The following is a 12,623-nucleotide window of genomic DNA, read 5'->3' as shown; positions in this document are numbered from 1 at the left end:
GCCGCTGGCGGCATGCCGTACGGGCCTCCGGTGCGGTCGTGCGGATGCGGGGCCCGATGGTCCGGCCGGCGGTGCGTCATGGCGGCTGAGGTGCAGGGGATGTGGGCCGCGGCGTTGTGCGCCGCCGCGTTGCTGGCCACAGCGCTGGAGGCGCGCGGGGAGCGGCACCGGGCCCGCCGGGTGCTGGGCCAGGTGGGCGGGGAAGGGGCCGCGGGGCGCGCGGGGCCGGGGGAGCGGCTGCGCGCGGGGCTCGCGGGGCTGCGCCGGAGCGCCGCCCCGGACGGGCGGTACGCGTGGGCCGCGCGGTGGGCGGGGCCGGAGGCGCTGTGCGTGCCGGCCGGCGCCCTGCTGGCGCTGCCGACGAGGTCGGTGCTGCCGCTGCTCGCCGGGATCGCCGCCGTACCCCTCGTGGGGCGGGCGCTGCGACGGCGGGCACGCCGGGCCGCCGCCGAGCGCGGGGCGGCGGCTGTCGCGGCACTGTGCGGCGCGCTGGCCGGTGAGCTGCGCGCCGGGTGCCCGCCGCACACCGCGCTGGGCGCGACGATCCTGGCCGCCGGGTGGCAGGAGACCCGCGAGCTGTCCGGTGCGGCCCGGCTGCTGCTCTCCGCCGCGCGGTTCGGCGGTGACGTGCCCCAGGCCCTGCGGGACGCCTCCCGGTCGGCCGCGGGCACGGAGGGCCTGACGGCGGTGGCGGCCTGCTGGCAGGTCGCGGTGGACGGCGGGGCGGGTCTCGCCGCCGCGCTCGACCGGGTGGCGGCGGCCCTGCGCGCCGAGGCCGACCAGCGGGAGGACCTGCGGGCCCAGCTGTCCGGGCCGCGCTCCACCGCGGTGATGCTCGCGCTGCTCCCGCTCTTCGGCGTCCTCCTCGGCGCGGGCCTGGGCGCCGATCCCGCAAGCGTGCTGCTCCACACCCCCGCGGGTCTGCTGTGCCTCCTGGCCGGGGGCGTCCTGGAAGGGGCGGGGCTCGCCTGGACGGCGCGGATCATGCGCGCGGCCGAATCCCCCGCGGCCGAATCCCCCGCGACCGGGGGCCCGAAACGCCGGGGCGGTCCGGCGCCGGGGCCGTACCTCCGGACGGGGGGCGGTCCCCGGGTGCCGGGCGGAGCCGACACGCTCGCGGTGGGGGTCGTCGGCGCCGCCGGGGTTGTCCACAGCCTGGGGACAGCGGTGGCGGCGGCCGTCGCGGCGGGCGGCGCGGTGGCCGCCGGGCTCGGGAGCGGGCGGCGGAAGCGGGCACGTCAGCTCGTGGCGGTGCTCGGCGGGCCACCGGTGCGCCGGGCGGGGCCGGGGCGCCTCCGGAGGGCGGTCGGCGGGGCGGTGCGGCAGTGGGGCGCCGCGCTCGTGGCCGGGCTGGTGGCGGTGGCGGCCGTCGGCGGGGCGCTGGGCCTCCTCGCGGGGCTGGTCGCGGCGCCGGCAGCCGGGTGGTGGCTGCGGGGACGCCGCCGGGCGGCAGCGGGCCGCAGGACTGCCGCCGGGCCCGGATCTGGGCAACTCCCGCTGTGCGCCGATCTGATGGCCGCGTGCCTGGCCGCCGGAGCGACACCCGGGGAGGCGGCGGGCGCGGTGGGCGGCTGCCTCGGCGGGCCGCTGGGAGCGGCGCTGATACGCGCACAGGCCGAACTGCGGCTCGGCGGGGACCCGGGGGAGTGCTGGCTGCGCTTCGGCGGCGGGTCGGCCGCGCGGGACCTGGGACGGTGCCTGGCCAGGGCCTCCACGACGGGCAGCGCGCCGGTGGCCGAGATGTCCCGGCTGGCCGCCGAACTGCGTGCCGCGCACGGCCGTACGGCGCTGGCCGCGGCCAGGCGGGCGGCGGTGCTGGCCACCGCGCCGCTGGGCCTGTGCTTCCTGCCGGCGTTCCTGCTGGTCGGCGTGGTGCCGGTGGTGATCGGCCTGTCCGGCGCCGTCCTCGGCCCCGCCGCGCCCTGACGGGTCGCACGCGGCGGCCACCGGCGCGGGACGGTCCACATGACCTGGGGGCGTGGTTCCGCACGCCCTCGTGCACGTCCGGGAGCACCCGGAGAAACCCACCCAACGGGAGGAAAAGGAAATGGAAATGGGCATGGTCAGCACGTCGAGCACGGTCAGCGCGTCGTCCGCGCGGACGGCGGACCGGCAGCGGCCGGGCGGGAGGAACCGGGCGGCCGCGTGGTGGAGGCGCAGGGCGCGGGCGTGCCGCGCGGCCGCCGAGGCCGGGATGAGCACGGCGGAGTACGCGGTGGGGACGATCGCCGCGTGCGGGTTCGCCGCCGTGCTCTACAAGATCGTGACGAGCGGTCCGGTGCGGGCCGCCCTCACCGGGGTGATCACGAAGGCCCTCCATGTGCCCTTCTGACGCCTCGCCGACGCCGGGTGCGGCCGCGGGGCCGCACCCTCCCCCGGGCGCGCCCTCCGACGCGCTTCAGGGCGCCCTGGAAGCCGGGGCCCGGCTGCGGGCGGGCGCGGACGGCGGCGCCCGCCCGGCCCGGGGCCGAGCCGTGCCGCGGGCGGGCACGTGGCGGTGGCCGTGCCCCGGCCCGTGGCACGCGCCGCCGGTCGCCGCCCCGCGGTACGCGGTGGTGTCGTGGCCGGGGGCGGTGCGCAGGCGGTGGCCGGGCGCGGCGGGGCGGTTGCCCGGCCGCGGTGGGGAGCACGGGTACGTGACCGCGGAGACGGCGATGTCGATCCCCGTGCTGGTCCTTGTGGCCGGCACGCTCGTCTGGGGCCTCATGGCCGCGGCCGCGCAGGTCGAGTGCGTGGACGCGGCCCGGGCCGGTGCGCGGGCGGCGGCCCGGTCGGAGGAGCCGGCGGCCGTGGTCCGGGCGGCGCGGGAGGCCGCTCCGAAGGGGGCGCGGGTCAGCGTGCGGCGGGCGGGCGGCATGGTCACCGTGCGGGTGACCGTTCCGCCGCCGCGATTCCCCGTGGGGCTGGGAGCGCAGGCCACCGCGCTCTCCGAGGACGCCGTGGACGGGGGTGAGGGGCCGTGACCGCGCCGCGGCGCGGGGGTGACCGGGGCTCGGCCACGGTCTGGTCGCTCGCCGTCGTGGCCGTGCTGCTCGTCCTCTTCTCGGCGGCGCTGATGCTCGCCCGGGCGGTCGTGCTGCGCCACCGGGCGGGTGCGGCCGCGGATCTCGCCGCCCTCGCTGCGGCCGACCACGCCCTCGACGGCGAGGGGCACGCCTGCGCGCTGGCCGAGCAGGTCGCCCGGGCCCAGGGTGCCCGCCTGGCGGTCTGCGTGGTGAAGGGCGAGATCGCCGACGTGGTGGCGGACGTCGGCGGAGCCCGCGTGCGGTCCCGCGCCGGCCCGGGACCGGCCGAGGACGCGGGCTCCGGCCGGCCTGCCGGATCCGCCCTCGGCCCGCTCAGCCGTGCCGTTCCCGTCGCCGGGCCCCGCCCCGGAGGCGCCGGGACGCTCGGGTCCGACGGCGGGCGCGTCCGGAAACCGGCCGCAGGCGCGGTCCGCACCGCCCCGTCCACCGGACCTCGCGCCCCAGGCCTCTCGCCGCCGGGCCCCGGCGGCGGCCCCGGCCTAACCGCCGGGTTCGGGTACGGGAGCAGGACCGCCGTCGCCGGCGCCCGGCGCCACCCCGGTGCCGCTCGCCGGGGAGCGGGGGGAGGGCCCCGGGGCGTCCCCGGAGGCACCCGCCGGGTCGGTGTCGGGTGGGGCGGAGGCCAGGAGGGAGGTGAGGAGCCGGAGGGAGGCGGCCTTGTCGAGGGGGTCGTTGCCGTTGCCGCACTTGGGGGACTGCACGCAGGAGGGGCAGCCGGCGTCGCATTCGCAGGAGGCGATGGCCTCGCGGGTGGCGGTGAGCCAGCCGCGGGCAGTGTGGAAGGCGCGTTCGGCGAAGCCCGCGCCGCCGGGGTGGCCGTCGTAGACGAAGACGGTGGGAAGGCCGGTGTCGGTGTGCAGCGGGACGGAGACGCCGCCGATGTCCCAGCGGTCGCAGGTGGCGAAGAGCGGCAGCAGGCCGATGGAGGCGTGCTCGGCGGCGTGCAGGGCGCCGGGCAGCTCCTCCGGGAGGATGCCGGCGGCGTCCAGCTGGTCGTCGGTGACGGTCCACCAGACGGCCCGGGTGCGCAGCGTGCGCGGCGGGAGGTCGAGCCGGGTCTCGCCCAGCACCTCGCCGGTCACCAGCCGGCGGCGCAGGTACGACACGACCTGGTGGGTGACCTCGACCGACCCGAAGTGGATGCGGGCCTCGCCCCACGGCTCGTCCACATCGGTGGCCAGCACCCGGATGGACGTGGTGTCGCGGGCCATCGTCGAGTAGTTCGGGTCCGCGCGTGTCACGAGGGCGACGGAGTCCTCCAGGTCCAGGTGCTCCACCACGTAGGTGCGGCCCTGGTGGAGGTGGACGGCGCCGTCGTGCACGGCGGTGTGGGCCGAGGAGGCGTCCACCGTGCCCAGCAGCCGCCCGCTGGCCGATTCCACGACCTGGACCGGCTCGCCGCCCCCGCCGCGGATGTCGGCGAGGTCGGCGGCCCTCTCCCGCCGCGTCCAGTACCAGCCGGTGGCGCGCCGGCGCAGCAGTCCGCGCCGCTCCAGCTGCGGGAGGAGCGCGGGCGCCTCGGGGCCGAAGTGCGGCAGGTCCTCCTCGGTGAGCGGCAGCTCGGCCGCGGCGGCGCACAGGTGCGGGGCGAGGACGTAGGGGTTGTCCGGGTCCAGCACGGTGGATTCGACGGGCTGCTCGAAGATCGCCTCGGGGTGGTGGACGAGGTACGTGTCGAGCGGGTCGTCGCGGCCGACCATGACCGCGAGCGCGCCCTGCCCCGACCGGCCGGCGCGCCCGGCCTGCTGCCACAGCGAGGCGCGGGTGCCGGGGTAGCCGGCCAGGATGATGGCGTCCAGGCCGGAGATGTCGACCCCCAGCTCCAGCGCGGAGGTGGACGCCAGGCCCAGCAGGCGGCCGGAGTGCAGATCCCGTTCCAGGGCCCGGCGCTCCTCCGGCAGGTAGCCGCCGCGGTAGGCGGCGACCCGGCGCGGCAGGGCGGAGTCGATCTCGGCGAGCCGCTCCTGCGCGATCACGGCGACCAGCTCCGCGCCCCGCCGGGAGCGGATGAAGGCGACGGTGCGCACCCCCTGGAGCACCAGGTCGGTCAGCAGGTCGGCGGCCTCGGCGGTGGCGGTGCGCCGCACCGGCGCGCCGTGCTCGCCGGACAGCTGCGTCAGCGGCGGCTCCCACAGCGCGAAGGCCAGTTCGCCGCGCGGCGAGGCGTCGTCGGTGATCTCCGCGACCGGCAGTCCGGTGAGCCGGGTGGCGGCGCGCGCCGGGTCCGCGGCGGTGGCGGAGGCGAGCAGGAAGACCGGCGCCGCCCCGTAGCGGGCGCACACCCGCCGCAGCCGGCGCAGCACCTGGGCGACGTGCGAGCCGAAGACCCCGCGGTAGGTGTGGCACTCGTCGATCACGACGTAGCGCAGGTGGCGCAGGAAGGAGGACCAGCGGGCGTGTCCGGGCAGGATGCCGCGGTGCAGCATGTCCGGGTTGGTGAGCACGTAGGTGGCGTACTGCCTGACCCATTCGCGTTCTTCGACGGGCGTGTCGCCGTCGTAGACCGCGGGCCGCACCGCCGTGCCCAGCGGGGCGGCGAGCGCGGCCACGGCCCGCCGCTGGTCGGCGGCCAGCGCCTTGGTGGGCGCCAGGTACAGCGCGGTCGCGCCCCGCCCCCCGGCGCCGGGCGCGTCTGCGCCGTCCAGCAGAGCGCTGAGCACGGGCACGAGATAGCCGAGCGACTTGCCCGAGGCCGTACCCGTGGCCACGACCACCGACTCGCCGCCGACCGCCAGCTCCGCCGCCCGCGCCTGGTGCTCCCACGGTTGACGGATCCCGGCCGCCTCGATCGCCGCCACGACCTCCGGCCGGACGCCGAGCGGCCACGAGGCATGACGCCCGACCCGCGGGGGCAGGTGCTCCGTATGGGTGATGCGCGCGGCCCGGTCCGCCCCCGTGGCGAGCCGCTCCAGAGCGGTGCGGGGGGACGGGCGCCCGTGCGCCGACTGCGGAAGATGATCCTGGGCCATCGGCACTCAGTGTGTCACCGGCGTGACGGACAAACGCATGAAGGCGTCGTGCTGGCCCGCTGCGAAGTGATTGAATGCCATCGCGGCTGAGGGCCCTTCCCCTACCTTCGGTGGGAGAAGGCTCCTACTCCTCGGTGGGGAGGCCCCTGGGGGAGTCGCGTCGATGCAAGGTGCTGGAGGATCCGTGGACCTGTCCCTGTCGACCCGAACCGTCGGCGATCGCACGATCGTCGAGGTCGGCGGCGAGATTGATGTGTACACCGCGCCCAAGCTGCGCGAGCAGCTGGTGGAGCTCGTGAACGACGGGAGTTACCACCTGGTCGTGGACATGGAAGGGGTCGACTTCCTCGACTCCACCGGACTGGGCGTCCTCGTCGGCGGGCTCAAGCGGGTGCGCGCGCATGAGGGATCGCTGCGTCTGGTGTGCAACCAGGAGCGCATCCTGAAGATTTTCCGTATCACCGGCCTGACCAAGGTGTTCCCGATCCACACCTCGGTCGACGAGGCCGTCGCGGCGACCGACTGATTCCTCGCCCGAGCGAAGGGGTCCCGGACGGGCACACCGTCCGGACCCCTGTGATGCCCGTGTGATGTCTGCCCATGGAACCGAGGGGGAGGCCATGCCCACCGTAGAACTGCTCTTCAGCGCCCAGCCGGAGCACGTGCGCACAGCACGGCTCGTAGCGGCTGCCGTGGCGCGCCGGGCGGGGGTGGACGAGGCGGCTCTCGACGAGGTGCGGCTCGCGGTGGGCGAGGCCTGCAGCCGTGCCGTGGGCCTGCACCGCAGCAACGGTGTCGAGGCACCCGTGCGGGTGATGCTCAACGAGGACGAGAAGACGTTCTCCATCGAGGTGGCCGACGAGGTGCCGGGGAACGCGCACGGCTCCTCCCCGGATTCCGGCGGTGACGAGGCCGCCGACGACGAGGGCGAGATGGGCCTTGCCGTGATCAGCGGTCTGGTCGACGACGTGGAGGTCATCGAGGGCGCCGTCGGCGGAGTCATCCGCATGAGCTGGCCGACCCCCTCCGCGTGAGATCCCGCGCGAGCGGCGGCGTGAGCCCCGCGTGAGACCCGGAAAGGGAATCTCCGCATAGAGGCAGAGCCCCTTCGCGCAAGGCCCCGTGGCGCCCTTCCGCGAAGCAGAACGCTGCCCTTCGGCCGTCCGGTCGTCCGATTGCGTCATTTACGGCGGGAATTACCGACCGATCCCGACCGGCACCTTTTTTGATCTTTCGCGGCTCCCTACAATCCGTCCATCATGCTCAGCTCGCCTGAGCGTCGCGGCTTTGCCGACTGCCGAGCCGTAAGAGCCGCACGCCCATGCGCCAAACGTCAAGGAGGACGAATGGCGGGGCTATTCACCCCTCGGACGCTTGCCGCGGATCCGATACCGGTGCTGACGGACGGAAACCGGCTGCTCGTCTGGATCATCGCGGTGGTCGCACTCGCGGCTCTGGCACTCGCCGCGGTGCTGGTGCGCCAAGTGCTCGCGTCGGACGAAGGAACCGACGCCATGAAGAAGATCGCCGCTGCCGTGCAGGAAGGCGCCAACGCCTACCTCGCACGGCAGTTCCGCACCCTGGCGGTCTTCGCCGCCGCCGCGTTCTTCCTGCTCATGCTGCTGCCCGCGGACGACGTCTCGCAGCGCCTCGGCCGGTCGATCTTCTTTCTCGTCGGCGCCGTGTTCTCGGCGATCACCGGATACGTCGGAATGTGGCTCGCGGTGCGCAGCAATGTGCGGGTGGCCGCGGCGGCGAGAGCGGCGACACCGGAACCCGGAGAAACGCCCGCGGATTTGGCGGAGGTGTCGCACCGGGCAATGAAGATCGCATTCCGCACGGGTGGCGTCGTCGGAATGTTCACCGTCGGACTCGGCCTTCTCGGCGCGTCCGCGGTCGTCCTGATCTACAAAGCCGACGCCCCCAAGGTCCTGGAGGGATTCGGATTCGGGGCCGCGCTGCTGGCGATGTTCATGCGCGTCGGCGGCGGAATCTTCACCAAGGCCGCCGACGTGGGCGCCGATCTGGTCGGCAAGGTCGAGCAGGGCATCCCGGAGGACGATCCGCGCAATGCCGCGACCATCGCGGACAACGTGGGCGACAACGTCGGGGACTGTGCCGGCATGGCGGCCGACCTGTTCGAGTCCTACGCCGTCACCCTCGTGGCGGCGCTCATCCTCGGCAAGGTGGCCTTCGGCGACGCCGGCCTCGCCTTTCCCCTGCTCATCCCGGCGATCGGTGTGCTCACCGCGATGATCGGCGTCTTCGCGGTCGTACCCCGCCGCTCCGACCGCAGCGGCATGACGGCGATCAACCGCGGCTTCTTCCTCTCCGCGGCCATCTCGCTGGCCGGGGTCGCCGTCGCCGTCCGCACCGCCCTGCCGTCCTCCTACGCCGGCCTGCACGGCGCCGGCCCCGCCGTCACCGGCCACGGCGGCGACCCGCGCGTGCTCGCGCTCGTCGCCGTCGCCATCGGCATCGTCCTCGCGGCGCTGATCCAGCAGCTCACCGGCTACTTCACCGAGACGGCCCGCCGCCCGGTCCGGGACGTCGGCCGGACCTCGCTCACCGGACCGGCCACCGTGGTGCTCTCCGGCATCTCGCTCGGCCTGGAATCCGCGGTCTACTCGGCGCTGCTCATCGGACTGTCCGTCTACGGCGCCTTCCTGCTCGGCGGCACCTCGGTGTGGCTCGCGCTCTTCGCGGTCGCGCTCGCCGGCACCGGACTGCTCACCACGGTCGGCGTCATCGTCGCGATGGACACCTTCGGCCCCGTCTCCGACAACGCCCAGGGCATCGCCGAGATGTCCGGCGACGTCCACGGCGAGGGCGCGCAGGTGCTCACCGACCTCGACGCGGTCGGCAACACCACCAAGGCCATCACAAAGGGCATCGCCATCGCGACGGCGGTGCTCGCGGCGACCGCGCTGTTCGGCTCGTTCAGGGAGGCCGTCGACACGGCGGTGGCCAGGGCGCATCCGGGAGCGTCGGACGCGCGCTGGCTGTCGCTCGACATCTCGCAGCCGAACAACCTGGTCGGGCTGCTGTTCGGGGCCGCGGTCGTCTTCCTCTTCGCCGGCCTCGCCATCAGCGCGGTCTCCCGCTCCGCGGGCGCGGTGGTCTACGAGGTGCGCCGCCAGTTCCACGAGCACCCCGGGATCATGGACGGCACGCAGACCCCGGAGTACGGCCGGGTCGTCGACATCTGCACCAAGGACGCGCTGCGCGAGCTGGCCACGCCCGGACTGCTCGCCGTCCTGGCGCCGATCGCGGTCGGTTTCGGCCTCGGCATCGGCTCGCTCGCGTCGTACCTGGCCGGGGCGATCGGCGCCGGCACCCTGATGGCGGTCTTCCTCGCCAACTCCGGCGGCGCCTGGGACAACGCGAAGAAACTCGTCGAGGACGGCCACCACGGCGGCAAGGGCAGCGAGGCCCACGCGGCGACCGTCATCGGCGACACGGTGGGCGACCCGTTCAAGGACACCGCGGGCCCGGCCATCAACCCGCTGCTGAAGGTCATGAACCTGGTCGCGCTGCTGATCGCCCCGGCCGTGGTCAAGTTCAGCTACGGCGTGGACGCCAACGCCGCGGTACGGACGGTGGTCGCCGGGGCCGCGGCCGCGGTCGTCGTCGGGGCCGTCTACGCGTCCAAGCGCCGCGGTGCGGCCGCGGCCGCCGGCCCCGGGAGCGGCAGCGCCGAACGGGCGGAGGGCGCGGCGAGCGCGGCCTGACGCCCCGGCGCCCGGCGGGCCGCGACACGCCCGCGGGGCATCGGGGGCGGCGTGAGTTCTGCCACACCGTCAGCCCCGCGGCGGGGGTCCGGCATCGGGCCGGGCTCCCGCCGTTCGGGCAGGTGGGCGGCACCGTACCGGGGCTTGCTACGAACGGCTTGAATATCGGACGAATGAGTGCGAAGTCCCCGCGGGATTCGTGGTCGCCACCCCCTCCCCGTGTAAGTTCCGGGGCCGTGACGCCACGGAAGGGACCTGAACGGTGAAGCTGAACCACGGACGCCGCGCCGCGCTGTCGGGCGCGGCCGTGCTGCTGGCGCTGGCGCCGCTGTCGGCCTGCTCCAGCGACGACACGGGCAAGAAGCTCGACACCTGGGCGCAGGGCGTGTGCGACCAGACCGCCGCGCAGACGAAGAAGATCAACGACGCCAACACCGCGCTGACCAAGGTCGACAGCGGAGGCAAGCCGCAGGACGTGCAGTCCGCGGACTCCGCCGCCTTCCAGCAGATTTCCGACGCCTACAAGTCGCTGGCCGGCATCTTCGACGCCGCGGGGCCCGCTCCCGGCGACAACGGCGACACCTTCCAGCAGAACGCCGTCACCTCCTTCACCGGCCTGTCCACGCAGTACGCGGCCCTCAAGAAGCAGGTCGACGGGCTGGACACCACGGATCAGGCCAAGTTCGCCGCGGGCCTGCAGGGCGTGTCGGACTCCTTCTCGAAGGCGACGACGGACGGCGACAAGGCGCTCAGCGCACTGCGCGAGGGCGACCAGGGCAAGGCGCTGGCCCAGCAGCCGGGCTGCCAGAGCGTCCCGCAGTCCCCGTCGACGGCCCCCACGCCGCGCGCTTCCTGACCCCCGCGACCACGGCGGGCGCGTGGCCGGGACCCGCCCGTTGCCGCGACAATGGCCTTCGTGACGACGCCCCGCCTCCCCGCCCCCGACAGCGCAGCCGCCCTGCGCGACGACCTGCTCGCCGCCGACTTCACCGCGGACGGCTGCCTCGACCTGCTGGGCGCGGTCGGCTACGCGGCGCTCTCGCGCGCCGAGACCGTGCCCGCGCTGCGCGCCACCCGCGGCGGCAGCCCGCTGGAGACCCTGGTCCGGCTCTTCCTGCTGCAGTGCCCCGTCCCGTACGGCCGCGCCCGTGTCGCGCTGCCGGGCCTGGAGCGCTACACGGCGGACGGCTGGCTCGTGCGTGACGGCGACGAGGTCCGCGCGGCCGCCGACGTACGCCCCTACGCCGGCGACGGCGGCGAGGACTGGTGGATCGTGTCCGACCTGGGCTGTGCGGTCGGCGGTGCGGGCGGCATCGGCGGAACGCCCGGCGGCACCGGCGTGGACCGCGCCGACCTGGTCCTGGGCGTCGGCGGCGCCTCGACCACGCTCGCCGGGCTGACCGTACGCGACCCGGTCGGCAGCGCCCTCGACCTCGGCACCGGCTCCGGCGTCCAGGCCCTGCACGCCTCCCGGCACGCCACCCGGGTCACGGCCACCGACGTCAACCCGCGCGCCCTGCACTTCGCCCGGCTCACCCTCGCGCTGTCCGGCGCCCGGACGCCCGACCTGCGCCGCGGAAGCCTGTTCGAGCCGGTCGGTGACGAGCGCTACGACCTCGTCGTGTCCAACCCGCCCTTCGTGATCTCCCCGGCCGGCCGCTTCACCTACCGGGACGGCGGAATGGGCGGCGACGACCTGTGCCGCACCCTGGTGGAGCAGGCCGCCGACCACCTCACCGAGGGCGGCTGGTGCCAGCTGCTGGCCAACTGGCAGCACATCGAGGGCCAGGACTGGCGCGAGCGGCTCGCCCAGTGGGTGCCGCGCGGCTGCGACGCGTGGATCGTGCAGCGCGAGGTCCAGGACGTCGCGCAGTACGCCGAGCTGTGGCTGCGCGACGGCGGCGACCACCGCGACGACCCTGCGGCGTACGCGGCCCGCTACGACACCTGGCTGGACGACTTCGAGCGCGCCAAGGTCGGTGCTGTGGGCTTCGGCTGGATCACGCTGCGCAGGACCGGATCCGACCGCCCCGCCGTCACCGCCGAGGAGTGGCCGCACCCGGTGGAGCAGCCGCTCGGCCCCCACATCGCCGGCTGGTTCGCCCGGCAGGACTTCCTGCGCCGCCACGACGACGCGGACCTGCTCGACGCGCGTTTCACCCTCGCCCCCGACGTGGCGCAGGAGCAGGTCGGGGTGCCGGGCGCGGAGGATCCCGAGCACGTCGTCCTGCGCTCGGGCCGCGGCATGCGCCGGGCCACCGAGGTCGACACCGTGGGCGCGGGCTTCGCCGGGGTGTGCGACGGGACGCTGCCGGCCGGCCGGATCGTGGACGCCATCGCCCAACTGCTCGGCGAGGACCCGGTGGTACTGCGCGACCGCACGCCCGCCGCGATCCGCACGCTGGTCGAGCAGGGCTTCCTGGAGCCGGTCACGCCGTAGCCCGGCGCCGGGGCACGGGGGCGTACGCCGGGGCGCTCAGCGCAGGTTGCGTACGACCCCCCACGCCACCAGCACCACCACCAGCGCCGCAGCCCCGCGCGGCCCCACCCGAACGCGCCACTGCCGCCCCCGCACCGCCGCCCACGCCCAGCCCCCGAAGGCGGCCAGCAGCAGCGGCGTGCAGAGCAGCAGCAGCGCGTTGTCGTGGAAGGCCCGTACGGGGTCGGCGTGCAGCAGGTCGTACGCCGTACGGGTGGCTCCGCACACCGGGCACAGCAGGCCGGTGGCCCAGTTGAAGGGGCAGCGCGGCAGCCAGTGGCCCGGCTGGTGCGGATCCGTGCGGTAGAGATACGCCGCCGCGGCGATCCCGGCGGCCAGCGCGGCCAGCGGCGCCGCGGCCGGATGCCGTACGGCGCGCCGCACCCCGTCACCGCCCACCCCGGCACCTCCGGTCCGC

General features: G+C 75.6%; 10 protein-coding genes and 1 pseudogene. 9 read left to right on the top strand and 2 right to left on the bottom strand.

The features are described from left to right. Nucleotides 1-78: 78 nt before the first annotated feature. The 4 genes and pseudogenes from ACH4SE_RS11995 to ACH4SE_RS11980 all read left to right on the top strand — a co-directional run. Nucleotides 79-1,926 (top strand): type II secretion system F family protein, encoded by a 1,848-nt coding sequence (locus ACH4SE_RS11995; protein ID WP_398543227.1) that lies wholly within the window; start codon nucleotides 79-81, stop codon nucleotides 1,924-1,926. A 127-nt stretch (nucleotides 1,927-2,053) separates the two neighbouring features. Beyond that, nucleotides 2,054-2,332, top strand: coding sequence for a DUF4244 domain-containing protein (locus ACH4SE_RS11990; RefSeq protein WP_398543226.1), 279 nt, complete (start codon nucleotides 2,054-2,056; stop codon nucleotides 2,330-2,332). Between the two features lie 304 nt (nucleotides 2,333-2,636). Beyond that, on the top strand, nucleotides 2,637-2,963 hold the full coding sequence (locus tag ACH4SE_RS11985; RefSeq protein ID WP_398543225.1) for a TadE family type IV pilus minor pilin: 327 nt from the start codon (nucleotides 2,637-2,639) through the stop codon (nucleotides 2,961-2,963). Beyond that, a pseudogene (locus ACH4SE_RS11980) lies at nucleotides 2,960-3,214 on the top strand (Rv3654c family TadE-like protein); the annotation flags it as partial. The gene ACH4SE_RS11985 and the pseudogene ACH4SE_RS11980, both read left to right, overlap by 4 nt. A gap of 291 nt (nucleotides 3,215-3,505) precedes the next feature. Here the strand turns inward: ACH4SE_RS11980 and ACH4SE_RS11975 are convergent. Beyond that, a complete protein-coding gene (locus tag ACH4SE_RS11975; RefSeq protein WP_398543224.1) occupies nucleotides 3,506-5,995 on the bottom strand; it encodes a DEAD/DEAH box helicase in 2,490 nt (829 codons plus the stop codon). A 184-nt stretch (nucleotides 5,996-6,179) separates the two neighbouring features. Between ACH4SE_RS11975 and bldG the strand changes: the two genes are divergently transcribed. From bldG to ACH4SE_RS11950, 5 genes are all read left to right on the top strand, one after another. Beyond that, nucleotides 6,180-6,521, top strand: a complete 342-nt coding sequence (bldG, locus tag ACH4SE_RS11970) for an anti-sigma factor antagonist BldG (protein WP_031520166.1) — start codon at nucleotides 6,180-6,182, stop codon at nucleotides 6,519-6,521. Nucleotides 6,522-6,615: 94 nt separating this feature from the next. Next, nucleotides 6,616-7,029 carry an ATP-binding protein gene (locus ACH4SE_RS11965; RefSeq protein WP_398543223.1) on the top strand — a complete coding sequence of 138 codons (414 nt, stop codon included), beginning with the start codon at nucleotides 6,616-6,618 and terminating at the stop codon, nucleotides 7,027-7,029. Between the two features lie 312 nt (nucleotides 7,030-7,341). Continuing rightward, nucleotides 7,342-9,726: a sodium-translocating pyrophosphatase gene (locus ACH4SE_RS11960; protein ID WP_398543222.1), complete on the top strand. Its 2,385-nt coding sequence runs from the start codon at nucleotides 7,342-7,344 to the stop codon at nucleotides 9,724-9,726. Nucleotides 9,727-9,988: 262 nt separating this feature from the next. Continuing rightward, the gene (locus ACH4SE_RS11955) at nucleotides 9,989-10,582 is read left to right on the top strand and encodes a small secreted protein (protein ID WP_398543221.1); all 594 of its coding nucleotides are present in this window, start codon (nucleotides 9,989-9,991) and stop codon (nucleotides 10,580-10,582) included. 51 nt (nucleotides 10,583-10,633) lie between these two features. After that, the gene (locus tag ACH4SE_RS11950; protein ID WP_398543220.1) at nucleotides 10,634-12,166 is read left to right on the top strand and encodes a methyltransferase; all 1,533 of its coding nucleotides are present in this window, start codon (nucleotides 10,634-10,636) and stop codon (nucleotides 12,164-12,166) included. Nucleotides 12,167-12,202: 36 nt separating this feature from the next. On the opposite strand, the gene ACH4SE_RS11945 is transcribed toward ACH4SE_RS11950, so the two are convergent. Then, nucleotides 12,203-12,604 carry a DUF2752 domain-containing protein gene (locus ACH4SE_RS11945; protein WP_398543219.1) on the bottom strand — a complete coding sequence of 134 codons (402 nt, stop codon included), beginning with the start codon at nucleotides 12,602-12,604 and terminating at the stop codon, nucleotides 12,203-12,205. Nucleotides 12,605-12,623 lie beyond the last annotated feature (19 nt).

Source organism: Streptomyces sp. NPDC020983, assembly GCF_044333485.1.
Lineage (GTDB): Bacteria > Actinomycetota > Actinomycetes > Streptomycetales > Streptomycetaceae > Actinacidiphila.
This window is presented reverse-complemented; position numbering and strand designations above follow the sequence as displayed.